This is a genomic window from Sphingomonas sp. G-3-2-10 (genome assembly GCF_012927115.1).
GTDB lineage: Bacteria > Pseudomonadota > Alphaproteobacteria > Sphingomonadales > Sphingomonadaceae > Sphingomonas.
On the sequence record NZ_JABBFY010000001.1, the window covers coordinates 1,840,590 to 1,867,023 of the forward strand.

Annotated in this window: 25 protein-coding genes; 8 read left to right on the forward strand and 17 right to left on the reverse strand. The window is 65.7% G+C overall.

Annotated elements, in window-relative coordinates; genetic code table 11:
* Nucleotides 1-5: 5 nt before the first annotated feature.
* A complete protein-coding gene (locus HHL13_RS09085) occupies nt 6-527 on the reverse strand; it encodes a MarR family transcriptional regulator (RefSeq protein WP_346775530.1) in 522 nt (173 codons plus the stop codon).
* Nucleotides 528-839: 312 nt separating this feature from the next.
* Here HHL13_RS09085 and HHL13_RS09090 point away from each other — a divergent pair, with 312 nt between their 5' ends.
* The 6 genes from HHL13_RS09090 to HHL13_RS09115 all read left to right on the forward strand — a co-directional run bounded on the left by HHL13_RS09090 (nt 840) and on the right by HHL13_RS09115 (nt 7,679).
* The gene (locus tag HHL13_RS09090; protein ID WP_169555357.1) at nt 840-1,589 is read left to right on the forward strand and encodes a class I SAM-dependent methyltransferase; all 750 of its coding nucleotides are present in this window, start codon (nt 840-842) and stop codon (nt 1,587-1,589) included.
* Nucleotides 1,590-1,751: 162 nt separating this feature from the next.
* Nucleotides 1,752-5,291, forward strand: coding sequence for an autotransporter outer membrane beta-barrel domain-containing protein (locus HHL13_RS09095; RefSeq protein WP_240953664.1), 3,540 nt, complete (start codon nt 1,752-1,754; stop codon nt 5,289-5,291).
* A 233-nt stretch (nt 5,292-5,524) separates the two neighbouring features.
* The gene (locus HHL13_RS09100) at nt 5,525-6,079 is read left to right on the forward strand and encodes a tail fiber protein (protein WP_169555358.1); all 555 of its coding nucleotides are present in this window, start codon (nt 5,525-5,527) and stop codon (nt 6,077-6,079) included.
* Nucleotides 6,080-6,110: 31 nt separating this feature from the next.
* Entirely contained in the window at nt 6,111-6,653 is a 543-nt protein-coding gene (locus HHL13_RS09105) for a tail fiber protein (protein ID WP_169555359.1), read from the forward strand.
* A gap of 3 nt (nt 6,654-6,656) precedes the next feature.
* Nucleotides 6,657-7,181 carry a tail fiber protein gene (locus tag HHL13_RS09110; RefSeq protein ID WP_169555360.1) on the forward strand — a complete coding sequence of 175 codons (525 nt, stop codon included), beginning with the start codon at nt 6,657-6,659 and terminating at the stop codon, nt 7,179-7,181.
* Nucleotides 7,182-7,271: 90 nt separating this feature from the next.
* Nucleotides 7,272-7,679 carry a DUF2141 domain-containing protein gene (locus tag HHL13_RS09115; protein ID WP_240953666.1) on the forward strand — a complete coding sequence of 136 codons (408 nt, stop codon included), beginning with the start codon at nt 7,272-7,274 and terminating at the stop codon, nt 7,677-7,679.
* A gap of 3 nt (nt 7,680-7,682) precedes the next feature.
* On the opposite strand, the gene HHL13_RS09120 is transcribed toward HHL13_RS09115, so the two are convergent.
* The 13 genes from HHL13_RS09120 to HHL13_RS09180 all read right to left on the reverse strand — a co-directional run bounded on the left by HHL13_RS09120 (nt 7,683) and on the right by HHL13_RS09180 (nt 21,681).
* On the reverse strand, nt 7,683-8,411 hold the full coding sequence (locus tag HHL13_RS09120; protein ID WP_169555362.1) for a metallophosphoesterase: 729 nt from the start codon (nt 8,409-8,411) through the stop codon (nt 7,683-7,685).
* 1 nt (nt 8,412) lies between these two features.
* Nucleotides 8,413-9,249 (reverse strand): diacylglycerol kinase family protein, encoded by an 837-nt coding sequence (locus tag HHL13_RS09125; RefSeq protein ID WP_240953667.1) that lies wholly within the window; start codon nt 9,247-9,249, stop codon nt 8,413-8,415.
* Nucleotides 9,250-9,275: 26 nt separating this feature from the next.
* The gene (locus HHL13_RS09130; RefSeq protein WP_169555363.1) at nt 9,276-10,772 is read right to left on the reverse strand and encodes a DUF5597 domain-containing protein; all 1,497 of its coding nucleotides are present in this window, start codon (nt 10,770-10,772) and stop codon (nt 9,276-9,278) included.
* An 85-nt stretch (nt 10,773-10,857) separates the two neighbouring features.
* Nucleotides 10,858-11,340, reverse strand: coding sequence for an FKBP-type peptidyl-prolyl cis-trans isomerase (locus HHL13_RS09135; RefSeq protein WP_169555364.1), 483 nt, complete (start codon nt 11,338-11,340; stop codon nt 10,858-10,860).
* A 6-nt stretch (nt 11,341-11,346) separates the two neighbouring features.
* Complete coding sequence (locus HHL13_RS09140; RefSeq protein WP_169555365.1) at nt 11,347-13,398, reverse strand: acetyl/propionyl/methylcrotonyl-CoA carboxylase subunit alpha; 2,052 nt, start codon at nt 13,396-13,398, stop codon at nt 11,347-11,349.
* Nucleotides 13,399-13,578: 180 nt separating this feature from the next.
* Nucleotides 13,579-14,568, reverse strand: coding sequence for a biotin synthase BioB (gene bioB, locus HHL13_RS09145; RefSeq protein ID WP_169555366.1), 990 nt, complete (start codon nt 14,566-14,568; stop codon nt 13,579-13,581).
* Nucleotides 14,569-14,571: 3 nt separating this feature from the next.
* The gene (locus tag HHL13_RS09150) at nt 14,572-15,084 is read right to left on the reverse strand and encodes a hypothetical protein (protein WP_169555367.1); all 513 of its coding nucleotides are present in this window, start codon (nt 15,082-15,084) and stop codon (nt 14,572-14,574) included.
* Between the two features lie 91 nt (nt 15,085-15,175).
* On the reverse strand, nt 15,176-15,535 hold the full coding sequence (locus HHL13_RS09155; RefSeq protein WP_169555368.1) for a hypothetical protein: 360 nt from the start codon (nt 15,533-15,535) through the stop codon (nt 15,176-15,178).
* A complete protein-coding gene (gene scpA, locus HHL13_RS09160; RefSeq protein ID WP_169555369.1) occupies nt 15,532-17,673 on the reverse strand; it encodes a methylmalonyl-CoA mutase in 2,142 nt (713 codons plus the stop codon). Before scpA ends, HHL13_RS09155 begins: the two co-directional genes overlap by 4 nt.
* A 105-nt stretch (nt 17,674-17,778) precedes the next feature.
* The gene (mce, locus tag HHL13_RS09165) at nt 17,779-18,201 is read right to left on the reverse strand and encodes a methylmalonyl-CoA epimerase (protein WP_169555370.1); all 423 of its coding nucleotides are present in this window, start codon (nt 18,199-18,201) and stop codon (nt 17,779-17,781) included.
* Nucleotides 18,201-19,382: an acetyl-CoA C-acyltransferase gene (locus HHL13_RS09170; RefSeq protein WP_169555371.1), complete on the reverse strand. Its 1,182-nt coding sequence runs from the start codon at nt 19,380-19,382 to the stop codon at nt 18,201-18,203. Before HHL13_RS09170 ends, mce begins: the two co-directional genes overlap by 1 nt.
* Before the next feature lie 18 nt (nt 19,383-19,400).
* The gene (locus tag HHL13_RS09175) at nt 19,401-20,174 is read right to left on the reverse strand and encodes a hypothetical protein (protein ID WP_169555372.1); all 774 of its coding nucleotides are present in this window, start codon (nt 20,172-20,174) and stop codon (nt 19,401-19,403) included.
* Nucleotides 20,155-21,681 carry an acyl-CoA carboxylase subunit beta gene (locus tag HHL13_RS09180; protein ID WP_169555373.1) on the reverse strand — a complete coding sequence of 509 codons (1,527 nt, stop codon included), beginning with the start codon at nt 21,679-21,681 and terminating at the stop codon, nt 20,155-20,157. Before HHL13_RS09180 ends, HHL13_RS09175 begins: the two co-directional genes overlap by 20 nt.
* A 108-nt stretch (nt 21,682-21,789) precedes the next feature.
* Between HHL13_RS09180 and HHL13_RS09185 the strand changes: the two genes are divergently transcribed.
* The gene (locus tag HHL13_RS09185; protein ID WP_169555374.1) at nt 21,790-23,160 is read left to right on the forward strand and encodes an XRE family transcriptional regulator; all 1,371 of its coding nucleotides are present in this window, start codon (nt 21,790-21,792) and stop codon (nt 23,158-23,160) included.
* Here the strand turns inward: HHL13_RS09185 and HHL13_RS09190 are convergent.
* Entirely contained in the window at nt 23,157-23,507 is a 351-nt protein-coding gene (locus HHL13_RS09190; protein ID WP_169555375.1) for a hypothetical protein, read from the reverse strand. The genes HHL13_RS09185 and HHL13_RS09190 overlap by 4 nt on opposite strands.
* Before the next feature lie 149 nt (nt 23,508-23,656).
* Here HHL13_RS09190 and HHL13_RS09195 point away from each other — a divergent pair, with 149 nt between their 5' ends.
* Nucleotides 23,657-24,136 carry a hypothetical protein gene (locus HHL13_RS09195; RefSeq protein WP_169555376.1) on the forward strand — a complete coding sequence of 160 codons (480 nt, stop codon included), beginning with the start codon at nt 23,657-23,659 and terminating at the stop codon, nt 24,134-24,136.
* Nucleotides 24,137-24,313: 177 nt separating this feature from the next.
* On the opposite strand, the gene HHL13_RS09200 is transcribed toward HHL13_RS09195, so the two are convergent.
* Complete coding sequence (locus HHL13_RS09200) at nt 24,314-25,537, reverse strand: FAD-dependent oxidoreductase (protein ID WP_169555377.1); 1,224 nt, start codon at nt 25,535-25,537, stop codon at nt 24,314-24,316.
* A complete protein-coding gene (locus tag HHL13_RS09205; protein ID WP_169555378.1) occupies nt 25,534-26,316 on the reverse strand; it encodes an enoyl-CoA hydratase-related protein in 783 nt (260 codons plus the stop codon). Before HHL13_RS09205 ends, HHL13_RS09200 begins: the two co-directional genes overlap by 4 nt.
* Nucleotides 26,317-26,434: the final 118 nt, after the last annotated feature.

Sequence of the window (26,434 nt, forward strand, 5' to 3'; positions counted from 1 at the left end):
GCCTCCTATTTCTCGCTTTTCCCCCGGGGCAGGAACGCCAGCACCCGCTTGCCCATCCGGATCAGCAGCATCAGCCGGCCCGGCGGGATGGCGATCATCTGGTCGTACCAGTCGTCCAGCGTCGCCACGAAGCCGTGCATCGCTTCGATCCGCTCGCGCGCGACGGCGGAAATGCGCGGATCGGCGCCGGCTTCCTCGCGGCAGATCTTCAGCGCGGCGACGGCGGGATCGATCTCGCGCTCCTTGCGGCCCTGCGCGATGCGGGTCAGCATCTGCATCAGGTCCACCTCGGCCTCATAATGCTCGCGCCGGTCGCCCATCACCGGCACGCGGCGGATCAGCTTCCAGCCGAGCAGTTCCTTCAGGCTGTTGGACGTGTTGCTCCGCGCGATCCGCAGCGTGTCGCTGATCTCCTCGGCGTTGAGCGGGCGGTCGCTGAGATAGAGCAAGGCATGAATCTGCGCGACCGAACGGTTGACGCCCCATTGCCCGCCCATCTCCCCCCAATGCAGAACGAATTGCTGCACGGCCGGAGGCAGGAGGTTCGTTTTGTCTGCAATTTCTGTCATAACAGAAATATGAGACATTCCTTGTCCCAAGTCAAGATGACGCACCCGTGCGCCGGCCCGACGGATTTGCCTTTTGATGGCCGCACTTGGCTGCGATGTGCCGCTGGAGGACGCGGCGACGGGGGCACGCCACCGCGGACAGGAGATGCCGCTTGACGCGCCGGGCAGGCGCTTTCAACACAACCAGATGTTGCCAGATTGTTGTTCGTGCGTTGATTTGCTCGCTCCGTCGGCAACGAGCGCTCGCCGGATGCGAAAGAAAGAGATTCGATGACGTCGCGTGAACTGACTTCGTTTCTGCCGCTGGCCGATGACGGCGCGTGGCCTGCCGATGTGCGCCGCTCCTTCTCCGACGTGCTGCATGTCATGGCCTATGGCGCGATCGGCTGGCCGTGGCTGCTCAAGAGCTTGTCGGGCGGCACCAAGGCCGAAAAGCGCCGTCTGATCGAACGGCTCGACCTTGCGCCCGACGCCCTGCCCTATCTGGGCAGCTGGAAGGCCGATACCGGCTTCCTCCATTTGATCGTCGATCACATCGAAGCGAAGCGGCCGCAGACCGTGGTCGAATTCGGGGCGGGCGCGTCCAGCCTGATCGTTGCCCGGGCGCTCCAGCGCAACGGCGGCGGCCGTCACATCGCCTGCGACCAGCATGCCGGCTTTGTCGACGCCACGCGCGAATGGCTGCACGACAATGGCGTCGACGCCGATCTGCGCGCGACCCCGTTCCGCCCCTCGCCCAATGGCTGGCCGGGCGTGTGGTACGATCACGGGCAACTGCCGTCCGAGATCGACCTGCTGATCATCGACGGCCCGCCCTGGGCGATCCATCCCTATGTCCGCGGCGCAGCGGACAGCCTGTTCGACCGTATTCCGGTGGGCGGCATGATCATGCTCGACGACGCCGCACGTCCCGGCGAGCGAGTCGTCGCACGGAAATGGAAGAAGCGCTGGTCCAATTTCGAATTCAGCCTGATCCATCCCGGCACCAAGGGAACGCTGATCGGAACGCGAATCCGGTAACCTGGATCAAATAATGCGCATCGCAATGTGGCGCGTGGGCATCAACTTCAAGTTACAGCGGAATTAGTTCAAATCGCGCTTGAGAAGCGCGTCGCAGCGCAATAGCCTGTCCGCCTGGCCTGGATACTCACGCGACTATCCACGAATCAGGGGGATCCACTGATGAAGTATGTAAGTAACTCTCGCGCGCGTCGCGCGTCGCTGCTGGCCTCGGCCAGTCTCTGTCTCACCGTATTCGCCGGCGCGGCACAGGCGCAGAGCGATCCGGCGGGCGAAATCAACCGTCCCAATATCAGCGATGCCATGCTCGCGCCGCATTCCGCCGGCGACACCCGTCCTGCCAGCGACTTTGCGGAGCCCGATCCGCAGATCGTGATCGGCTTCCCCGGCACGCCGACCACCGCTCGTGATCCGGTGAACGTCACCGGCATCGGCCAGATGATCATCGACAACAAGGACGGCACGATCGGCCTGTGCACCGGCACGCTGATCAACCCGCGCGCCGTGATCTTCGCTGCGCACTGCGTGAACACGCGCGCTGCCGGCGTCTATGGCGCTCCCTCGTCGTCGGGCGGCTTCGCGATCGGCTTCGGTTTCCAGGCCAACAACAATGTCGCGGGTGCCAGCGCGTTCGGCGGCTGGCTGAACGGCGTTGCCGGCGGCCCGGCCTATCAGACCAACACCGGCCGCTACATGTACAATGTGAACCAGGTCGCGTGGCATCAGGATTCGACCGCAGGCGTCTCGGGCGGCTTCCGTCAGGCCGACGTCGCGATCGCGACGCTCGACACCCCTGCGAAGGACATCCCGACCTGGGCGATGCTGTTCTCGGCGCTGCCGCAGACCGCGGGCGGCGCGAACGGCACCGGCTATCACGTCAACATCGCCGGCTATGGCAATAACGGCACCGGCGCCACCGGATCGACCGGCGGCATCGACTATCGCCGCCGTCTGGCCGAGAACATGCTGGGCGCGCTCGTCTCGCTCGACGACTTCACCAGCTTCCTGTTCGGCAGCACCACCGGCCAGCTGCCGCAGAATCTCTACTGGATCGATTTCGACGATCCCCGCCGCTTCACCGGCGGCGCCGATGCGCGTGACTTCAACGCGTTCCGCGACAATCCGACCCCGAACGAAGGCATCACCGCCAGCGGCGATTCGGGCGGCCCGCTGATCCTCGATCGCACCTATGCGAAGCAGCTGGTGATCGGCGTGCTCTCGGGCGGCTATACCCGCTTCTTCAACGGCGCGCCGCCCAACGGCTATGGCACCGCGAGCTTCTACCAGCCGCTGTACCTCTATTGGGACTGGATCGCGGCCAACAACCCGTATCGCTATGTCTCGTCGCTCGCGGGTGACGCGAACTGGACCGATGCGAGCCACTGGGTCACCAATGTCGATCCGAACTATCAGATCATCGGCCCCAATGGTCAGGTGGTCACCGGCGTTCCGGGCAGCCCCGGCACCGGCATCGCCAACAGCGGCGGCGAGTTCGGCGAAGCCTGCTTCGAATCCGGCGGCACCAGCGAGTGCTACAACTATGCCACCGGCGTCTTCACCACCGATACCCGTCCGATCGGCCGTCCGGATTCGCCCGGCGCGGTTCGTTCGATCGACACCGAAGGCACGACCAACGATGCCGCGACTGCTGACGCTTCGTCGCTGAACAACAATGGCGGCAGCGCATCGGCGCAGGTCTTCAGCATCGCGCAGACCGAGCCCGAAGCGCAGGCGAATCAGAGCCCGAACGCTCTGCCCGCCGCGACCATCGCCAACGGCCTGCCCGGCGCGACCAATTTCGTGCCGAACAACATCAACGCCAATCCCGGCCAGGGTACGATCGGCCGCTATTTCGACGTGACGCTGGCTGCCACCGGCACGACCACGCTCAACTCCGCCGTGACCATCGATCGCTTCGCGATCGCCGGCGGCGGCGCGCGGCTCGACATCACCTCGACCGGTTCGCTCACCAGCCTGATCGACATCACGCAGGCGACCGGCACGCTGCAGGTCAACGGTGCGCTCACCTCGCCGGGCGACTATCTGCTGATGACCGGCGGCCTGAACGGCACCGGCACCATCACCACGCCGTTCTTCACCAACATGGCGGGCACCGTCGCCCCGGGCACGGCCGGCACCACCGGCACGCTGACCTTCCGCGGCAACGTGATCCTGACCTCGGGCAGCCGTTACCTGGTCGATCTCGGCGCCAGCGGCGTTTCGGATCGCATCGCGGTCAACACCAACGGCGCGGGCACCGGTCTCGCCAGTGTCGGCGGCACGCTGTCGTTCAACTTCCTGAACCCCACGGCGATCCGCAACGGCGACAGCTACACGATCCTCACCTCGCAGGGCGGGATCAGCGGCCGCTTCAACACCCCGGGCGCAATCAGCGCCATCCTGACCCCGACCCTGTCGTACACCGCCAATGCGGTGACCCTGCAGATCGTCGCCGGCCAGTATGGCAATGTGATCGACCGCACCAATGCGGTGCAGACCGCCTATGGCATGCTGCTCGACCGCAACCGCGGTCAGGCTTCGCGCTATGACGGCCTCTATGGTCCGCTCGATCTGGCGAGCCAGGCCAATGTCCGCACCACGCTGGGCGGCCTCGCTCCGGCGGCCGACACCACCGCCCAGTCGCTGGGCATCGTCGCCGTCGACAATATGTCGAGCTTCCTGCGCGGCCGTCTCGACGACATCGAGGCCGGCAATGCAGGCGGCACCGTCGCCCGTTATGGCGCGGTCACCGAAGTCGCGTCGAACCTGACCGGCACCAGCGCCGCCACCCGTGGCGTCGCTGGCCTGTCGGGCATGGGCTTCGGGATGGACGTCCGCAGCGACGCCTATACGCCGATGGTTCAGGAGAATGTGCTCCCCGAAACGATGAGCGCCTTCTTCGCCGGCGGCTATCTGAACGGCGACAGCGCCGCGATGACCGGCATCGGCGGACGTGACGATTTCGACGGCTGGTATGCAGCCGCCGGTATCGAAGTGTCGGATGACAAGACCACCATCGGCTTCGCCGGTTCGTACACCCGCCTCGACGGCACCTCGTCGCTGGTGGGCAACAGCGCCCGGGCCAACCTCTACCAGGGCTCGATCTACGGTAAGATCAACCTCGGCCTCGGCGCGAACCTCGACACGATCCTGTCGGCCGGTCTGCTCGAGACCGACACGACCCGCGTCGTCAGCTTCGTGGGCACGCCCTACACGCTGCGTTCGAACCAGGGTTCGCTGGCCGTCGCAACCGAAGTGGGCCTTGGCTACGACTTCGATCTCGGTGCCGCACGGGTGACCCCGCGCGTTGCCGGCCGCGCGACCCATATCGGCTTCTCGCGTGAGATCGAAACCGGCGGCCCGATGGCGCTGATGACCAACCGCGAACCGATCAACAGCATCCAGGTCCGTGGCGGCCTGACGCTGGCGGGCACCGGTACGAAGGTCCGTCCGTTCCTCAACGGCACGGTCGTCCATGACTTCTCGGATCGTCCGGCGGTCATCGGTGCGAACTTCGTCGGCGGCGTGGGCGGCAACGTCCTGTTCGCCCTGAACGGCCAGGATCACGACTGGGTCGAACTCAGCGGCGGTCTGACGGTCAGCACCGGCCGCGTCGACTTCTCGGTTTCGGCCGAGACCACGCTCGAGCGTGACGACGTGAAGAGCCAGGCCTATCGCGGCTCGCTGTCGTTCAAGTTCTGATTGACGCCTGAAGCAAACAAGAGGGCCGTCCCTTCGGGGGCGGCCCTTTTGCGTTGGGCAACATTTGCCCGAGCATGATTTCCGGCCCTGATCACGCGGCACTTCGATCCATCTGGATCAAAATTTGACAAGATTAGTCCAGAGTCGTTTGATTTTATTGACGAATCATCGAAACATCCGAATGATGGCCTATTGGGACCGCACAAGCAGTCCGCTGACGGAGGGGGATTGCCATGTCCGAGGCCTATCTTGGGGAAATCCGCTCGTTCGCGTTCGATCGCCGGCTGAAGGGATGGGTCGAATGCGACGGAAGCGCTCTGAAGGTCGCGGATAACCAGGCCCTCTACGGCCTGATCGGCAATGCCTATGGCGGCGACGACGTTTCGTTCCGCCTGCCGGACCTGCGCGGCCGCGTGCCGGTCGGCAAGGGCCAGTTGCACGGCGGCGAATTTCCGGGCGAGGACTATGTGCTCGGCGCGAAGGGCGGATCGGAAAAGGTCTTCCTCACCGCCAGCGAGCTTCCCCCGCACCGGCACAACTGGGCCGTCACTTCGGTTCGCGCGAATGCGCCGGGACCGGCCGCGGGAGCCAATTATCTGGCCGACGCCAGCTTCCGGGGAACGCCCGCGCCGCTCTATGCCTCGCCCGATCGCGGCACGCAGGTGAAGCTTGAGGCAGACACCATCGGCACAGGCGATGGCGGACAGGGCCCGCACGAAAACATGCAGCCGTTCCAGACGACCGGCTACTGGATCTGCATCAGCGGAATCTATCCCTCGCGCGGCTGAGGCCTGTCGCTCCAAACGGAAAGGTGAGACGATGGACCAACCCTATATCGGCGAGATCAAGGCAATCGCCGGCAAGACCGTGCCCGATGGCTGGCTTCTGTGCGACGGTTCCGAACTGCTTTCGATCGATCATCCGGAACTGTTCGGAGTCATTCGCGGCACTTATGGCGGAGACGGCGTCAACAGCTTCTGCGTGCCCAACCTGAGCGGCCGTATCCAGCTCGGACATGGCGAAGCGACGCCGGAAACGACTCGCCGGATGCCGGGTAACACCGGCGGCGTCGAGAAGGTCACGCTGGCGCTCGCCGCACTGCCGATCCACGATCACATGATGAACGCCGTGCAAAAGCGAGCGACCACGACGTCTCCCGTCGGAGCGATGCCGGCGACGCCCTATCGCGAAGACATGAATTTCTACGGTGGGGTCAGTCCGATGATCAAACTGCCGGACAACACGATCAGCAGAACCGGCGGCGGCGTGCCGCACAGCAATGTGATGCCGGGGCTGGTGATGACCTACATTATTGCGCGGTCCGGCAAGAGTCCGTCCGCCACCACCAACGGGGAGGATTGAGCGATGCCGATGGTTGGAGACATCCGCGCGTTCAGCTTCGGGTTCGTACCGGCCGAGTGGCTGGAATGTAACGGGCAGGAAGTGCTGATCCGCAGCTATCGCGGCCTCTATATGATGATCCAATATACCTATGGCGGCAGCGGACAGTCCTTCGCGGTTCCCGATCTGCGCGGGCGGACAATCGTCGGCTCGGGTGCCGGAGCAGGCTTGAGCGTGCGCTCTATCGGCGAGCATTTCGGCGACGAGAAAGTGAAGCTGACCGTCGATCAGATGCCGCTGCACCGTCACTCAGCCCATGTGCAGGCCGGCACTCCCGCTTCGGTCTATCACGAGCCCAGAACGGGCAGCACGATTTCGCAGATCATCGCCGGCAACCAGCTGGGTACGGCCTATATCGCGCCGCCGATCAATCCCGAACCGATGCACGCCGAACTGATCGACGAGGGCGGCGGCGGGCACGCGCACGAGAACCGCCAGCCCTATCTGGTCGTGACCTACGGCATCTATGCCGGTCGGGCTCAGCCGTAACGCGGGAGAGGCTTGATCCGCTGTCCGCCATCTATGATACATCATGTATCGTAAATGGCGGAGGCGCCTGTATTGCTCCGATTTCCCCTGTTGTCGCTGCTGCTCCTGAGCGAGGCCCATGACGAGAGACCACCGTCGACCGCGCCGGTCACCGTCGTCGTCACACAGGTGCGCAGCTCCGAAGGGCAGGTGCGCGTCGAGATCTGTACCGAGCGCGAATTCCTCAGGCCCTGCCGCTACGGCGTGACCGTGCCCGCGCGCGCGGGAACGACGATCGCGGTGGTGCCGGGCATACCGGCCGGGCGATATGCGGCGCTGGCCTATCATGATCGCAACGCCAATGGGAAAGCCGATCGCAACCTGATCGGCCTGCCGACCGAGGATGTCGGCTTTTCCAACGGCGCGCTGAAGGGGCTGGTGAAACCCAAATTCTCCGACGCCGCGTTCGATCATGGCGCGGCGGCGCAGCGCATCACCTTCGCGCTGCGGAAATTCTGACGCCTATTCCATCACCCGCGCGACGGTGCGGAACGCCCTGCCCTCCACCCGGATCTCGTTGAAAGAGGGCGGATGCGCGCGGATGCGCTCGGACAAGGTTCCCGCGCCGATCATCCGCACCGCGCGGCCGCCCGCGTCATGGACCAGATCGAACGGATCATGGACATGGCCGGTCAGCACCGCATCCACCCCCGCCGCCGCCAGTGCGGCCAGCGCGCGCTTGCCGCCGCGGGTGCTCGACGACATGCGCGTGCCGCCCTCGATCAGCGGGTGGTGGCAGGCGACGAACTTCAGATCGTCCGCCGGCGCCGCCTCGACCAGTGCCAGCGCCCGTTGCAGCGCGCCGATACCGACATAGCCCTTCGACCAGTTGAGCCGGAACTGGAACCGCGCCGTGGTCTTCATCGGCACGATGCTGACGCCCGGAATATCCAGCGGCCGCTCGATCATCCGCTCCAGCGCGATATAGCGCTTGTACGGCGTCACGAAGCGCGCCCACGGGTTGAAGTAAGGCAAATCGTGATTGCCGACCTCGACCGTCACCGGCCGCCCCAGCTCTTCCAGCCATTTCGACGCTGCGGCGAACTCCCGCGCCCGGGCGCGCATCGTCAGGTCGCCGGTGACGATCACCGCATCGGGTTGCTCCGCCTTTACCACGCCCGCGAACCAGCCCAGCGCGGCGCTGTCTTCGGCGCCGAAATGAATGTCGCTGACATGGAACAGGCGGATCATCTCACTCCTCTCGGGTGGATATGAACGCCTTGAGACTGGTTCCGCTCCGGATGCGCGTTGCGGGATCGAGCGTCACCGGCTCGCCGTCGAACAGCGCCAGCACCTTGCGATTGCCCTTCAGCCGCAGTTCGGGGGTGTTCGTCTTGGTCACCGCATGGGCCGCGACCCAGTCCCCGGTCAGCCATTCCCAGCCGAGCTGCGCGATCGATTTCCAGTCGCGCGCATCGACGCCGGTGACTTCCAGCCCATCGCTGTCGGGGAAGACGAACACCGCCTGATAGCGCCGCTGCAATCCCGGTGCGCCGCGCACGCGGATGCCCTTGCGGGCGAAGGTGTTGGCCCATGCCGCCCTCGCCGCCTGAAACAGCCGCCCGATCCGCCCCTTGCGCACCGCTTCGCGCGCGCGGAACCATGACGCCGCCGGACCGAGGATCAGGCCCACGAACGCCCGATGCTCACCCGCTTCGATATAGGGCAGGCTGACGCGCGTGGTCTCGTCATGCGCCGCGTGGATGATCTTCGCCGGATCGAGCTCGCTGTGCAGCGCCTTGGCGAGCAAATTCATCGTCCCGCCGGGCAGGATCAGGAACGACCCTTCCCATTCGGCCAGCGCGCAGAGCGCGGCGTTGATCGTCCCGTCGCCCGCGAACAGCACGACGGTATCGACCTTCTTCGCGGTCAGCGCATCCCCATCCGGAATGGGCTCGTCGGGAAAGCCGGTGCGCCCGGCAAGCTCCAGCCCGCGCTCCTTGAAAACCGCTTCAAGCGCTTCGCATTTGGCGGGGGTGGCGGTGCCGGAATTGGGATTGGTGATGAACCAGAGACGTTGCATGGGCATCGGAACGCTCAAGCAACGATTGGGGTTCAGGGATAGCGATAAAGTTTCACGCGCTGCACCTGGAACCGGCCCGGATCGAGGCGGACATGGCGCCCCTGATGCGTCTCGTCCCCATTGAGGCGGCGTCCGGCGATCCACTTGCCGCCCTCGAACCGGCCTTCGTCGACCGCGTCCAGCCCCGCTTTGCCCTTGCCGTCCGCCGGCTCGACCGTGACCGTCACGCCGCGCCCGGCGATCAGGAACTCCTCACCGCCCAGCCAGACGATCATCCCGCCATGTTCGGACGGCTGCTGCTTGTCCTTCGGCGTCCACGGATCGACGAAGCTCACCGTGAAGCGATAGCCGCCATATTCGATCCGTTGCGGCGCTTCGTCGACGACGCCGTCGAACGTCACCGGCGGCGCGAAGCCTGCGATCCGCCCCTTCGACTGGGCGTCGAGGATCACCGGGGTCATGCTCTCGAGCAAAGCGTACAGCCCGCCCAGCCGCTCCGCCCCGGCGTCGCCGATATTCTCGATCGAGAACGGGCTGAACCCCATGCCGCGATGCTTGCCGATCACCAGCATCGCATTCGCCGCCGCGCGCGGATCGCCGGCATTGTTCGCTTCGGGCACGAACAGCGGGTTTTCGGGCGTGACATAGCCCGCGATGATCCCCGAGAAGTTCGGGAAATAGATATCGGGCGCAATGAAATCGATCGACGGCGCATTGCCGCGCCAAGCCTGCATCAGATGCGCCAGCGGGCCGCCGCTGGGATATTCGCCCGGCAGCTTGCCCGGCCGCCCCTGCGCGCCGTTGACGAACATCGGCAGCGGATAGGCTTTCTTGCCCGCGCCCGCGACCACCTCGACGAAGCGGGCATAGGCCGTGGCGGTGAACACCTCCTCATTGCCCCCGGCCTTGGCATAGGCCGCATCGGCCACCGCCCCGCGCTCCCGCACGGTGGGCAGGAAACCGATCTCATTCTCCACCTGCACCATGATCACCGTGTGCCGGTCGCCGTCGATCTTGCGCAGATGTGCCATCAGCGCGCCAAAGGCCCGCGCATCGGCATCGCGCACTGCCGGGGAGAAAGCCGAGAGGATTTCCTGCGACTTGCCGTCGGCGTCCACGGTGCGCGGAAAACGCTTCGCATCGCGCTTCACCCAATCGGGCACGTAGCTCGACATCGAATTCTTCCACGTGCCGAACCACAGCAGCACGAGGCGCATATCATTGGCGCGGGCGTCTTCGATGAGCCACTCAAGCGAGGAGAAATCGAACTTGCCCTCGACCGGCTCGATCAATTCCCAGCTGATCGGCGCGAGCACGGTGTTCAGCCGCATCTCCTTCAGCCGCTTCCAGCGCGGCGCGAGATACGCGCGGCTGGATGCACTGGAATTGCCCAGCTCGCCGCCCAGGATCAGGAACGGTTTCCCGTCCACGATCAATTGCCGCACCTCCCCCCGCTTCTCGACATGAGGAATCTGGGCGAAGGCGGGCGCGGCGGTCAGCAGCGCGAGCGAAAGGAGCCAGCGGATCATGCCGGCATCCTGTTGTGTTACCGCTACCAGCGCAAGCGGTTTTCACCAGTGTCCGGTTCAGCGGAGCTGCACCAGACCCTAACCCCTATTTGATGTCGATCAGCTGGATCGTGAACAGCAAAGTGGCGTTGCCCGGGATCGGCCCGCGGCCCGCCGGGCCATAGGCCATGTCGGCGGGAATCGCGATTTCGATCGTGTCGCCCACCCCGGCCATCGGCACCGCGACCTGCCAGCCCTTGACCAGCCGGTTGAGCGGGAAGGTGGCCGGTTCGCCACGCTTGAACGAGCTGTCGAACTCGGTGCCGTCGATCAGCGTCCCGGCATAGTGGAGGGTCACCGTGTCGGTCACGACCGGGCGCCGGCCCGAACCGTCGCCCTTCACCCGCCGCCAGCGGCCGTTGCCGGGCAGCGGGGCCCAGCCATCCGCTGCCTTCAGGCTCGAAATGGCGAGCTGCTGGCGGTTGTGCCACGCCGCGTCCTGCGGCGTGACGGCATCGGGTTCGTCCTGCGCCAGTGCGGCGCTGGGAACGATGGCGGCGAACGCCACGAGCGGAAGGAAGCGGATCATCCGCCCTTATTCGAATTCGAGGATCGCCGCGTCAACTGCCAGACTGTCGCCGGGGCCGAAGTTCGCGGCCTTCACGGTCGCGGATTTCTCGGCGCGCAGGATATTCTCCATCTTCATCGCCTCGACCACCGCGAGCGGCTGGCCCGCCTCGACCTTGTCGCCCGGCTGGACGTGGAGCTGGGTCAACAGCCCCGGCATCGGCGCGAGCAGGAAGCGCGACATGTCGGGCGGCACCTTCTCGATCATGTGCCGCGCCAGCTCGGCCACGCGGGGACGATAGGCATGAACCTTGTGCGAGGCCCCGCGCGAAGTGAACTTCCAGTGGCCGCGCTTGCGCTCGACCTTCACCGCCAGGGGCTCGCCGTCGATCTTCGCATCCACCAGCGTCTGGCCCGGCAGGTAGCTCATTTCCATCCGCAGCGCCTTGTTGTCGACGACCACCATCACCTGATCGAGGATCACCGAATGCCGGTGCTCGCCGATCGAGACATTCCATTCGAGCGGGATCGCGGGCGGTTCGCCCAGCTGCCCGCCGATCTGCCCGGCCCGCGACGCATCGAGATAGGCGACGACCGCCCCGATCGCCGCGAGCTTCGCGGTCAACCCTTCGGCCGGCGGTGCGCCGGTGAAGCCGTCGGGATATTCCTCGGCGATGAAGCCGGTGGTCAGCGCGCCCTCGCGGAAGCGCGGATGCTGCATGATCGCCGACAGGAAATCGAGATTGTTGCCCACGCCTTCCAGCTGGAACTTGTCGAGCGCGGTCACCTGCAGGTCCGCCGCTTCGTCGCGCGTCTCGCCCCAGGTGATCAGCTTGGCGATCATCGGATCGTAGAACATGCTGACTTCGCCGCCTTCGCGCACGCCGTCGTCGACGCGGACATAGCCCTTGCCCGTCTGCTCGGGCGCGGGGCCGCAGCAGCCGGCATGGGCATGGGCGCCGGGGCTGCCCGGCACGGTCTCCATCGGCGGATGATAGCGCGTCAGCCGCCCCGTGGAGGGCAGGAAGCCGCGATACGGATCCTCGGCATAGACGCGGTTCTCGATCGCCCAGCCGGTCAGCGTGACGTCGTCCTGGCTGAAGGCCAGAGGTTCGCCCGAAGCGACGCGGATCATCTGCTCGACCAGATCGAGCCCGGTGATCGCTTCGGTCACCGGATGCTCCACCTGCAGCCGGGTGTTCATCTCGAGGAAGTAGAAGCCCTGCCCGGTCGTGTCGGCGCCCGACACGATCAGTTCGACCGTGCCCGCGCTGTAATAGCCTACAGCGCGGGAAAGGGCGACGGCCTGCTCGCCCATCGCCTTGCGCATCTCGGGCGTGACGAAGGGCGACGGAGCTTCTTCGACCACCTTCTGGTGACGACGCTGGATCGAGCATTCGCGCTCGCCCAGATAGACGATGTTGCCATGCTGGTCGCCCAGCACCTGGATCTCGATATGGCGCGGGCTCTCGATGAACTTCTCGATGAACACGCGGTCGTCGCCGAAGCTGGCAAGACCCTCGCGCTTGGTCGCCTCGAAACCTTCGCGGACATCCTTCTCGGAGTAAGCGAGGCGCATCCCCTTGCCGCCGCCGCCGGCCGATGCCTTCATCATCACCGGATAGCCGATCTCGTTCGAGATGCGCACGGCATGTTCGGTATCCTCGATCACCCCGACGAAACCGGGGACCACATTGACGCCCGCGGCCTTGGCCAGCTTCTTGGACTCGATCTTGTCGCCCATTGCCGCGATCGCGCCCGGCGGCGGCCCGACAAAGGCGATCCCCGCCTCGGCGCACGCCCGCGCGAAGCTCTCGCGCTCGGACAGGAAGCCATAGCCAGGATGGATCGCATCCGCCCCGGTTTCCTTGGCGGCAAGCAGGATCAGCTCGGCCTTGAGGTAGGATTCGCTCGCCGGCGCCGGCCCGAGCCGCACGCTCTCGTCGGCCATCAACACATGCGGGCTGCGCGCATCGGCGTCGGAATAGACCGCGACGGTCTTGATGCCCATCTTCTTGGCGGTCCGCATCACGCGGCAAGCGATCTCGCCGCGATTGGCGACCAGGATTTTCGTGATCAACCTTCTACTCCCCTTCCGCTTGCGAGCTTTGGGCCCTCTCTGCTCCCAGCAGAGACTGGAAAGCGTGGGACGCTTTCCACCCAAAGCTGGGCCGGGGGAGGGCCTGTCTTCCTCGCGCGGTGTCATCGTTCGGAGGGACAGCCCCTCCTCTAACCCCTCCCGCAAGCGGAAGGGGGAATTTCACTCAGCCGCTTCCAGATGCGCGTGCGGCGCCACGTCCATCGCCTTGACGCCCAGCCGCGCAAACAGCGCGCTGTCCTTGTCGTCGCCCGCATTGCCGGTGGTCAGCAGCTTGTCGCCGGTGAAGATCGAATTCGCCCCGGCCATGAAGCACAAAGCCTGCGTCTCGTCCGACATGCTCTCGCGCCCGGCAGAGAGCCGCACCATCGACAGCGGCATCACGATCCGCGCCACCGCGACGGTCCGCACGAATTCGATCTCGTCGATCTTCGCCAGCGGCGTATCCGCCAGCATGTCGCCCAGTACTGTGCCCTTCACCGGCACCAGCGCGTTGATCGGCACGCTTTCGGGATGCGGCATCGTCGCCAGCGCATGGAGGAAGCCGACGCGATCCTCGCGCTTCTCGCCCATGCCGACGATCCCGCCCGAGCAGACGTTGATCCCCGCGCCGCGGACATTCTCCAGCGTCTCGATGCGATCCTCGAAGGTCCGCGTCGTGATGACGTTCGCGTAATTCTCCGGCGAGGTATCGATATTGTGGTTGTAGTAGTCGAGCCCCGCTTCGGCGAGCTGGGCGGCCTGCGTCTCGCTGAGCATCCCCAGCGTCATGCAGGTCTCCAGCCCCATCTGGCGCACGCCCTTCACCATCTCGACGATGGCGGGCATGTCGCGGTCCTTGGGGCTTCGCCAGGCGGCGCCCATGCAGAAGCGCGAGGATCCGTTATCCTTCGCCTGCGCCGCTGCCTGCAGCACCGCGCGAACGTCCATCAGCTTGGTGGCCTTCAGGCCCGTTTCCGCGCTGGCCGACTGGTTGCAATAGCCGCAATCCTCGACGCAGCCGCCGGTCTTGATCGACAGCAGCGTCGAGAGTTGCACTTCGTTGCGCGGATGATGCGCGCGATGGATCGACGCCGCCTCGTACACAAGGTCGAGGAACGGCATGTCGAACAGCGCGGCGATTTCCTCGCGGGTCCAGTCGGTACGAATCATATTCTAGTCTGCTGCCTGAATCGAAAGAGTGATCTGTTGCGGCGTTTTCCGGTTCACCACCGAATAGAGCATCACCGTGCGCCCATCGCGCCCCTGCCAGCGCCACGAGATATTGTTGCTGGTCTTGGTCTCGGCGACCTGAGCGTCGGTCGCGCGATCCACCGAGCCACCGAGCTCGGTGTTCAGCGTGCGCCAGTGAACCGGCGCGGCCGTGAATGACGTGAAGCTGCACTGTGGTGTCGCCGCCCGGCGCTCGCCCGGCAACCGCTGGAGATAATGGACGGTGCCGTAGGGCGAGGTCCAGCTGCGGAAGCGGTTATCGGCCTGCGACGTATCGACGACATAGCCGCGCGACGATGCCGCCACCGCGCGCTCGACCACGCCGGGATCGTTCAGGCCCTTGACGCAGATCGTCTCGAACTCGCGAACCGCATCGGTTTCGCTCGAGGGGCGGACACGCATCTGCTCGGCATTCTGCGGCGCAAGCAACGCCACGACAAACATGGAGATAATCATTCGACAGCCTCCGTTGATGCCGCCTCATACACCGGGTCGAGGCGCGCCGCCGCCAGCAGAGCGCCAATCGCGTCGCGGGTCCAGTGTGTCCTCATTTGAGGATCGCCGATGAAAAGGTCTGAATGAACGAGCCGAGCCCGATGGCAAGGAAGAAGGTCGCCGCGATCATGCCGTAGCGAACCTGCCTGGCCGTCTTCTCGTACGCCACCGGCTTGACCTCGATCGACGCGAGCGATCCCGCCATCAACAGGCTGATCACGCCCGATCCGCCGAGGGCGGCCAGCACGATGAAGGTACGCCGGACGTCGAGCTTCGCGCCCGCCCCGTCCAGCAGCGCGAAGACGCCGCCGATCGAAATCAGCGCGATCCCGGTCAGATGTTTGAAATAGTCATAGGCGCGGGCGAACGGCAGTTCGCTCCCCTTCGCCGGACCATCCCCCTCCTCGTTCATTCGGCGGCTTCCTCGATCGGGGGCATGTTGTGCCCCAGCAGCCGAAGCACTTCCTCGGCCGCCTTCACCAGGTTCGTACCCGGTCCGAAGATCGCCTGCACGCCCGCTTCGCGCAGGAATTCATAATCCTGCGCCGGGATCACGCCGCCCGCAATCACCTTGATATCCGCCCTGCCCGCTTCCTTGAGCTCGCGGATCAGCTCGGGGATCAGCGTCTTGTGCCCTGCCGCCAGCGACGATGCGCCGACCACGTCGACATCCTTCTCCAGCGCCAGCACCGCGGCCTCGGCCGGCGTCTGGAACAGCGGGCCCGGCACCACTTCGAAGCCGAGATCGCCGAACGCCGACGACACAAGGTTCGCGCCCCGGTCATGCCCGTCCTGCCCCATCTTGGCGACCAGCATCCGCGGCTTGCGGCCCAGACGGCGCTCGGTGGCAGTCACGCCGTCCTTCAGCCGTTCCCAGCGCACATCGTCGGCATAGGCGCCGCCATAAATGCCCTGCACCGGGGTCGGCTGCGTGCCGTAGCGGCCAAAGCCTGCCTCCATCGCCGCGCTGATCTCGCCCAGGGTCGCGCGCTTGCGGGCGCATTCCACTGCCAGCTCGAGCAGATTGGCATTGCCTTCTGCGCCGGTCCGCAACGCTTCGAGCGCCGCCTGGCAGGCCGCTTCGTCGCGCTCGGCCTTCACTCGGTTGATCCTCGCGATCTGCGCCTCCCGCACCGCGACGTTGTCCACGTCGAGGATGTCGATCGGGTCTTCCTTGGCCAGCTTGTACTTGTTGACGCCGACGATCACCTGATCGACCCGGTCGATCCGCGCGGCAGTGGCGGCGGCGGCACTCTCGATCATCGCCTTGGGCCAGCCCGCCGCGACGGCCTTCGCCATGCCCCCTTCGGCCTCGACGCGCTCGATGATCTCCCATGCCTTGTCGACCAGTTCCTGGGTCAGCGCCTCGACATAGTAAGAGCCGCCGAGGGGATCGACGACCTTGGTCATCCCCGTCTCTTCCTGGATCACGATCTGCGTATTGCGCGCGATGCGGGCGGAGAAGTCGGTGGGCAGCGCGATCGCTTCGTCCAGCGCGTTGGTATGGAGCGACTGGGTGCCGCCCAGCATCGCCGCCATCGCCTCGATCGTGGTGCGCATGACGTTGTTGTACGGATCCTGCTCGGTCAGCGAGACGCCCGACGTCTGGCAATGCGTGCGCAGCATCTTCGAACGCTCGTCCTGCGCGCCCAGCTTGGTCATCACGCGATGCCACAGCACGCGCGCCGCGCGCAGCTTGGCGATCTCCATGAAGAAGTTCATGCCGATCGCGAAGAAGAAGCTGAGACGCCCGGCGAACTTGTCGATGTCGAGGCCCGAGGCGACGCCGTATTTCACATATTCCATGCCGTCGGCGATGGTGAAGGCCAGTTCCTGGACCTGCGTCGCCCCGGCTTCCTGCATGTGATAGCCGCTGATCGAGATGCTGTTGAACTTGGGCATCTCGCGGCTGGTATAGCCGAAAATGTCGGAGATGATCCGCATCGAGGGCTCGGGCGGGTAGATATACGTGTTGCGGACCATGAACTCCTTGAGGATGTCGTTCTGGATGGTCCCGTCGAGCAGCTTGCGGTCGACGCCCTGCTCCTCGCCCGCGACGATGAAGAAGGCGAGGATCGGGATCACCGCGCCGTTCATCGTCATGCTGACCGACATCTGATCGAGCGGAATCCCGTCGAACAGGATCTTCATGTCCTCGATCGTGTCGATCGCCACGCCGGCCTTGCCGACATCGCCGGTGACGCGCGGATGATCGCTGTCATAGCCGCGATGCGTGGCCAGATCGAAGGCGACGCTGAGCCCCTTCTGGCCCGCCGCAAGGTTGCGCCGGTAGAAGGCGTTGGATTCCTCGGCGGTCGAGAAGCCCGCATATTGCCGGATCGTCCAGGGCCGCCCCGCATACATCGAGGCGCGCACCCCGCGGGTGAACGGCGCGAAGCCCGGCAGGCCGGGATCGATCCCCGCCACATCCTCGGCCGTGTAGAGCGGCTTGACGTCGATCCCCTCCGGCGTGCGCCAGGTGAGGTCCTTGCCCTTCACTTCCTTCTCGGCAGCGGCGGACCATTGGTCGAGGCTGGGCTTGTCGGTCATCTCAAAATCCAATCGTCATCCCGGACTTGATCCGGGATCCAGAGTCACAGGCGAGCCGCTCCCGGCTCTGGATCCCTGCCTTCGCAGGGATGACGGAAAAGAGGATCAATGCCCCTCTCCCTTGGGCGTCTCCATGATCTCGGTCAGCACGCCGCCCATATCCTTCGGGTGCACGAAGAAGATCAGCGTCCCATGCGCGCCGATGCGCGGCTCGCCGAGAACCTTGGCGCCCTTGCCCTCGAACCATGCCTTGGCTTCGTGGATATCGGGCACTTCGTAGCAGAGGTGATGCTGCCCTCCCGCGGGGTTCTTGGCGAGAAAGCCGTGGATCGGCGAGCCTTCGCCCAGCGGCTCGATCAGTTCGATCTGGCTGTTGGGCGTATCGACGAAGCACACCTTCACGCCCTGCGCGGGCAGATCGAACGGCTCGGTGACGACCGACGCGCCCATCACGTCGCGATAGAATGCGATCGAGTCCGCGATCGAAGGCGTCGCGACGCCAACATGGTTCAGGCGGCCGAGTTTCATCAGACCAGTTCCACCGCCATCGCCGTCGCCTCGCCGCCGCCGATGCACAACGCCGCGATTCCCCGCTTGCCACCGGTCTTCTGCAGCGCCGCGATCAGCGTCGAGAGGATGCGCGCGCCCGATGCGCCGATCGGGTGGCCCATCGCGGTCGCACCGCCGTGGATGTTGACCTTCTCGTGCGGAATGCCGAGGTCGCGCATCGCGAACATGGTGACGCAGGCAAAGGCTTCGTTGATCTCGAACAGGTCGACATCGCCGACGCTCCAGCCGGTCTGCTTGAGCAGCTTCTCGATCGCGCCGACCGGCGCGGTGGTGAAGTGCGCGGGCAGACGGGCATGCGCGGTGTGACCGACGATCGTCGCCACCGGCTTCAGCCCCTTGGCCTCCGCCACCGAAGCACGCGCCAGCACCAGCGCCGCCGCGCCGTCCGAGATCGACGAGGCGTTGGCTGCGGTGATCGTGCCGTCCTTGACGAAGGCGGGCTTCAGGCTGGGGATCTTCGACGGATCGCCCTTCAGCGGCTGCTCGTCCTTGTCGACCGTCTCGAAGCCCTTGCGGGTCTTCACCTGCACCGCGACGATCTCGCCGTCGAACGCGCCCGAGGACTGCGCCTTCTGCGCGCGGGTCAGCGATTCGATCGCATAATCGTCCTGCGCTTCGCGGGTCAGCTGATATTCGCCTGCGGTCGCTTCGGCGAACACGCCCATCGCCTTGCCCGGCTCGTACGCATCCTCGAGACCGTCCATCATCATGTGATCATAGACGGTGTCGTGCCCGATCCGCGCGCCGCTGCGGTGCTTCTTCGAGAGATACGGCGCGTTCGACATGCTCTCCATGCCGCCCGCGACGACGATGTCGCTGCTACCCGCTGCGATCGCATCGGCGGCCATCATCGCCGCCATCATGCCGCTGCCGCACATCTTGTTGACGGTGGTCGCCTCGACATGGTCGCCCAGACCGGCATAGCGCGCCGCCTGACGCGCCGGCGCCTGCCCGAGCCCTGCGGGCAGCACGCAGCCCATATAGCAGCGCTCGACATCGGCGCCGTCCACGCCCGCGCGCTCGACCGCAGCCTTCACCGCCGCCGCGCCCAGTTCGGTCGCGGTCGCGCCCGACAGGCTGCCCTGGAAACTGCCCATCGGGGTGCGGGCGTAGGAGAGGATAACGACGGGATCGGTCATGACATTACTCGCTTCGATTCAAAGGATATCGTCGGGGCACGGCTGCAGCCGGCTCTTGCCGGGCAGCGCGTAACCCGTGGCGGTTCGCACATAGGTCTCGGAAAAACTCTGCGGGCCAGCGGTGCCGACCCTGATGCCGGTATAGGTCATGGTGAAGGACGTGCCGGGCACGATCTTGCCCATCTCGCCCGCAAGCTGAAAGCTGCCGGGATTTGGCCGGGGCCCACCGCCGGTGCCGTCATAGTCCGCCGTCACCTTCACCAGCGTGCGCGGGCGATCCGCAGCCAATTCGGTCAGTTCGATCGAGTCGCAGGAATAGCCCTGCCCGCCCGTGCCGTTTCGGGCGACGAGGGTCGGCACCGGTCCGAACGCGTTCGACACCGTCCATTCGGGCGCCCGCCCGAAACTGCCGCGGAGCGTGGCGCGCGGGAACCTGCCGACCACGGTGAACGCGTCTCCAGCCGCCTTCAGATAATAGATTCCCAGCGAGCCGCCGCAATAATGGCAGCCCTGGGCAAGTTCGGTCTTGGTGATGAGGATGGCGCGGTCGCCCTGCCGGATCAGTTGCACCGGGCTGGTCGTCTCCTCGTCCCGATCGACCCGGCGCACCAACGGAGCCGACGCGCCGAAGACCGCCTCGAACGCGCGGGCCCGTTGCGCCATCCCGTCAAGCGCCTCGACGCCAGCGGCCGCAGGCATTGCGGCCGCCTCGCGCGGCTGCTTGACCGGCTGCGCCGCCCCGCATCCGAGGAGCAGCGCCGCGATCAGCGCGCTAGAGCGGAATATTGTCATGCTTCTTCCACGGATTCTCGAGCTTCTTGTTGCGAAGCTTGCGAAGCCCCAGCGCGATCCGGCGGCGGGTCGAGTGCGGCATGATCACTTCGTCGACAAAGCCCTTGCTCGCCGCCACGAACGGATTGGCGAAGCGCGCTTCATACTCGGCAGTGCGCTCGGCGATCTCTTCGGGTGTCTTGCCGCGGAAGATGATCTCCACCGCGCCCTTCGCGCCCATCACTGCGATCTCCGCGGTCGGCCACGCATAGTTGAGATCGCCGCGCAGATGCTTCGAGCTCATCACGTCGTACGCGCCGCCATAGGCCTTGCGCGTGATGACGGTGATCTTCGGCACGGTCGCCTCGGCATAGGCGAACAGCAGCTTGGCGCCGTGCTTGATGATGCCGCTATGCTCCTGCCCCACGCCCGGCAGGAAGCCCGGCACGTCGACGAAGGTCACGATCGGAATCTCGAACGCATCGCAGAAGCGCACGAACCGCGCCGCCTTCTTCGACGAATTGATGTCGAGGCAGCCCGCCAGCACCATCGGCTGGTTGGCGACGACGCCGACGGTGCGCCCCTCGATCCGGCCGAAGCCGATGATGATATTCGCCGCATGCGCCGGCTGAAGCTCGAAGAAATCGCCTTCGTCCAGCGTCTTCCGGATCAGCTCGTGCATGTCGTACGGCTGGTTGGCGCTCGGCGGGATCAGCGTGTCGAGGCTGTCCTCGATGCGATCCCACGGATCGTTGCACGGCCGCACCGGCGCTTCGGCCTTGTTCGACGCGGGCAGGAAATCGACGAAATCGCGCGCCGCGAGCAGCGCCTCGATATCGTTCTCCAGCGCCAGATCGGCGACCGAGGATTTGGTGGTGTGCGTCACCGCCCCGCCCAGTTCCTCCTGCGTCACCACTTCGTTGGTGACGGTCTTCACCACGTCCGGCCCGGTGACGAACATGTAGGACGAGTCCTTCACCATGAAGATGAAGTCGGTCATCGCCGGCGAATAGACCGCGCCGCCCGCGCAGGGGCCCATGATGAGGCTGAGCTGCGGCACCACGCCCGACGCCAGCACGTTGCGCTGGAACACTTCGGCATAGCCTGCGAGCGAAGCCACGCCCTCCTGGATGCGCGCGCCGCCGGAGTCGTTCATGCCGATCACCGGCGCGCCGACCTTCATCGCCATGTCCATGATCTTGCAGATCTTCTGCGCATGCCGCTCGGACAGCGACCCGCCGAACACGGTGAAGTCCTGGCTGAACACGAACACCAGCCGGCCGTTGACGGTGCCGCTGCCGGTCACCACGCCGTCGCCCGGCACCACTTGATCGGGCATCCCGAAATCGACGCAGTTATGCTCGACATACATATCGAGCTCCTCGAACGATCCTTCGTCGAGAAACACTTCGATCCGCTCGCGCGCGGTCAGCTTGCCTTTGCCATGCTGGGCCGCGACGCGTTTCTCGCCCCCGCCTGCGCGAGCCGCTTCACGGCGCCGTTCGAGTTCCTGAATCGTCGAGGACAAGAGCATCTCTCCACTGAGGGAACGGGTCCCGTTCCATATGTTGCAATGCGGCGCAACTGTGATGTTGCAAAGTTGCAGCCGGGTAGTTTGCAAAGTAAGGCGAGACTCATGTCGCGCCGTATCTTCGCCGGTCACCTCGTCCGCGAGCTTCGCGCCCGCATCGGTCTTGCGCAAGCCGATATGGCGTCGCGCCTGCGCATCTCGGTCAGCTATCTCTCGCAGATCGAGAATGGCGACCGCCCGATCACGCCCGCGGTACTCACCGCGCTCGGCGAAGCCTTCCCCACCGACTGGGCGACAATCGATCCCGAGGAAGATACCTCGCTGCTGATCGAGGGCATGGACGCTGCCTCGGACCCCAGCGTCCCCGACGGCGCGCTCGCACAGGAAGCCGTCCGGCGCGGGGTCAAGCAACAGCCGCTGCTCGTCCGCCGCATGGTCGCGCTCCACAACGCCTTCCGCCGCTCGCAGGACCAGCTCCGCGTGCTCGACGACAGGTTCGAGGCCGGCGAAGTCCGCTTGCCCTGGGACGAGGTCCGCGACTGGTTCCATGCCGAGCGCAACTATGTCGATCCGATCGACCGCGAAGCCGAGCGCATCGCGGGCGAACTGCCCGAAGGGCCGCGCGGGATCGAGTTGCGGCTGCGCGACCGCCACGGCGTCACCGTCGAGGCCGCGGGCGACCGGCTTCGCGCCTATGATCCCGAAACCCGCATCCTCCGCCTCGATCCGTCGCAGGCGCCCGAGACGAACCTGTTCAGCCTTGCGCACCAGCTTGCGCGGCTCGAATTCGCCGACCTGATTCGCGACATCGCCCATCGCGGCATCGGCTCCCCGGCGGGCCGCGAGCTCCTCTCCGCCGGCCTCGCCAACTATGCCGCCAGCGCGCTCGTCATGCCCTATGGCCGCTTCCGGACCGCCGCGCGCGAAGTCCGCCACGACATCGATCGGCTGCGTCAGCGCTTCGGGGCCAGCTTCGAACAGGCCTGCCACCGCCTCTCCACCCTTCAGCGCCCCGGCGCGGCGGGCATCCCCTTCTTCTTCTGCCGGGTCGATATGGCGGGCAACATCACCAAGCGGCATTCCGCCACCCGCCTGCAATTCGCCCGTTTCGGCGGCGCTTGCCCGCTCTGGGTGGTGCATGAGGCGGTGGCGATCCCCGATCGTATCCTCGTCCAGCTCGCAGAGACGCCCGATGGCGTCCGCTACGTCTCGATGGCGAAGGGGCTGGTGAAACCCTCGGGCAGCTATACCCGCCCGCCCCGCCGCTACGCGGTGGCGCTGGGCTGCGAGGAAAGCCACGCGCCCGATTTCATCTACGCCGACGGTCTGCGCACCGATGGCATCGCCACGCCGATCGGCACGTCCTGCCGCATCTGCCCCCGCACCGATTGCGACCAGCGCGCGTTCCCGCCCGCCGGCAGCGAAATCCGCATCGATGCCGACGCGCGCGGCGCGGTGCCCTACGGCTTCCGCTAACTTCGCACTTTCACATAGGGCTGAAACCGGCAATCCCGCGAATTGACGAGCAGATAGAGATCATCCGGCCGATCGCGCGGGAGATCCTTGACGAAAATCGGCACGCCATCCCGCTCCGCGACCGCCGTGAAATTCACGTTGAACTGCATCACGATCTTGCCGCGCGGCGCATAGGTCACGCCGTCCACCGTCAACGGCTCCCCGGCCTTGAACCACGGCTTCCCGCCTGCCTCATATTGCGGCGTCGCCCTCCCGGAGTTCGCGATCAGGCGTCGGGCGGGGTCGAACCTGCACACCGCCATCTGCGGCGACGGGTACAGGAATAGGGCTGCGATCAGGGCGATCATTTTCAGCGGCCTCTACAATTTGAGTTTTGAGATCTGACCGTAGTGAGAAGCCGCATCGTCAAAAGCCCCGGTTGGGGTAGCGGAACCGCACAACCACTCGTTCGCCTCCCCCTGATTGCAGCCGCCCTCGCCCCGGATATATTCCGCGAATGCGAAGCGTCCTGATATTCCTGCTGTGTCTCACGGCATGCGGTCGCCCGGCGCCAGATCCGCCGTCCAGAATCGACAGTATCGAGATTTTGGCGAGCGGCCTGCTGGTCAACGTGAACAGCGATGGCACGGGCCGATATGAAGTGATCGACGATGGTGCCACACTCCCCGCGCCGCCCGCGGCTTTTCGAATTACGCCCGCGGAATTTGGCCGACTGCTGAATCGACTCGCTCGCCTGCGGCAGAAATCGGGTGAGACCCACCCCACCGCACAGGACTTCATAAACACCAATTGTCCCCAAGGACGGCCCTATGTGACCGATCAGGGCACAATCTCGGTTCGTTGGCGGGGACCAAATCTGGAGCGGCTCTATATCGCCGATCTGGGATGCGATCCCGAGCGCAACGCCGATGATAATCGCCAGATGATCGGTGCTCTCGAAAGCCTGCCAGTCCCCGCACGTCGGCCCCTGCCCTGAGCAACCAGCGTTACATCAGCGCAACATCGTCGCCCCCGCACGCTTCACCGAGACCCGCGAAACCACTCCGGTTCCAGCGAGTTATACCCGCATCAGCAAGCGAGAATGTTGGTTTGGAGGCTCGGAAACGAGCCTCTACGGGAGCCCCGCCGCGAAAGCGACGGGGCTTACCCGCATTTACGCCGCCAGTTCCTTCAGCGGCACGCTCGCATCGGCCAGCTTGGCGGGATCGAACGACAGCCCCTCGACCACCAGCTTGCGTCCCTGCACATAGTCCTTGGCCATGTTGACGCAGTCGAGCGCGATCACGCGCCCGCCCTTGAGGTAGATCACCGAGAAGCTGCGCGTCGCCGGATCGCCGCGCACCACCAGATCGTCATAGCCGATCGACAGGCCCACCGTCTGGAGCTTGAGGTCATACTGGTTCGACCAGAACCACGGCACCGCTTCATATTCGGCTTCCAGACCCAGGATCGTCTTCACCGCGACGGTCGCCTGATCGTTGGCGTTCTGCACCGATTCCAGCCGGATCGCGGCACCATCGGCAAAGCGGTTCGAATGATGCGCGCAATCGCCTACGGCATAGATATGGGGCAGCGAGGTGCGGCACTGGCCGTCCACCGTCACGCCGTTTCCGCCGGTAGCACCGGCATCGATCAGCGGCTGCACCGCCGGGATGATGCCGATGCCCACGATCACCATGTCGGCCGGAACGACTTCGCCATTCGCGAGCCGCACGCCGGTCACCTTGTCCTCGCCCTCGATGCACTCGACCTGCACGCCCAGTCGCACTTCGACGCCATGCGCGCGATGTTCGGCTTCGTAGAAGCGCGACAGCGGCTCGCCCGCGACGCGCGCCAGCACGCGGTCGAGCGCTTCGAGCACGGTCACATGCTTGCCGAACTTCGACAGCACCGCCGCCGCTTCCAGCCCGATATAGCCGCCGCCGATCACCACGACGCGCTCGACACCATCCAGTTCGGACAGCATCAGATCGGCGTCAGCCCGCGTGCGCACGGTGTGGATCCCGGTCAGATGATGCCCGCCGCACGGCAGTTCGCGCGGGCTTCCCCCGGTCGCCCAGATCAGCGATCCGTATCCGATCGTCTCGCCGCCATTGGTCGTCACGGTCTTCGCCACCGGATCGACGGTCACGACGCGCTTGCCCAGCAGCATCTCGATCTTGCGCTCTTCCCAGAAGGCCGCGGGGCGGATCTGGATGCGTTCGAACGCCTTCTCGCCCGAGAAATATTCCTTCGACAGCGGCGGCCGCTCGTACGGCAGTTCCGGCTCGTCGCCGATCATCGCCACCGTGCCTTCGAACTTGTTCTGGCGCAGCGCGATCCCGGCCTGCGCGCCCGCATGGCCCGCACCTACGATCAGAACGTCATAGTGACTCATTTGCCTTTGAACTCCGGCTTGCGCTTCTGAAGGAAGGCAGTGACGCCCTCGCGGAAATCCTCGGTCTGCGACGCGATCCGCTGGTGCACGGCCTCGATCTCCAGCGTTTCGCTCAGCGTGCCGGTCAGCGCCGCGGCCACCTGCTTGCGGATCAGCCCCAGCGACACGGTGGGCATCCCCGCCAGCCGCCGGGCATAGGCCATCGCCGCGTCGAACAGCGCGTCATCCTCGACCACGGCGGTCGCGAGGCCCGCTTCCAGCGCTTCTTCGGCCTTCAGCCGCTCGCCCAGCAGCGCCATCTCCAGCACCTTGGCGCGGCCCGCCGCCTTGGCGATCAGCCAGGTCGATCCGGCATCGGGGACCAGCCCGATATTGGCGAAGGCCAGCAGCAGATACGAGGACTTCGCCATCACGATGATGTCGCCCGCCAGCGCGATCGCCGCGCCCGCGCCGGCCGCAGGACCATTGATCGCGTTGACGATCGGGATCGGCGAGGCGGCGAAGGCTTCGGTCATCGGGTTATAGTGGTTGCGCAGCGAGTCGCCGAGATCGCGCGAGCTCTCGCCGCGCGGCGCGGCCAGATCGGCGCCCGAGCAGAATGCGCGCCCCTCGCCCGTCACCAGGATCGATCGCGCCCCTTCGTCGGCGGCGCGGCGGATCGTCGCGGCGATCCGGTCGAGCATCTCGGGCGTAACAGCGTTCAGCCGGTCGGGACGGTTCAGCCGGATGACGGCAACCTCGCCATCCCTCTCGAACAACACCGATGGCGCTTCGCTCATCCCGTCTCTCCCGCTTGTCTGCCTTCGCAGCTAGTCCGCCGGAGCGGGCGCGGCAAGCCAGCCGATTGTCGGTGCGGGTAAAGCTGGCATTTGCGGCCGGCGGGACGCGCGATTGGTC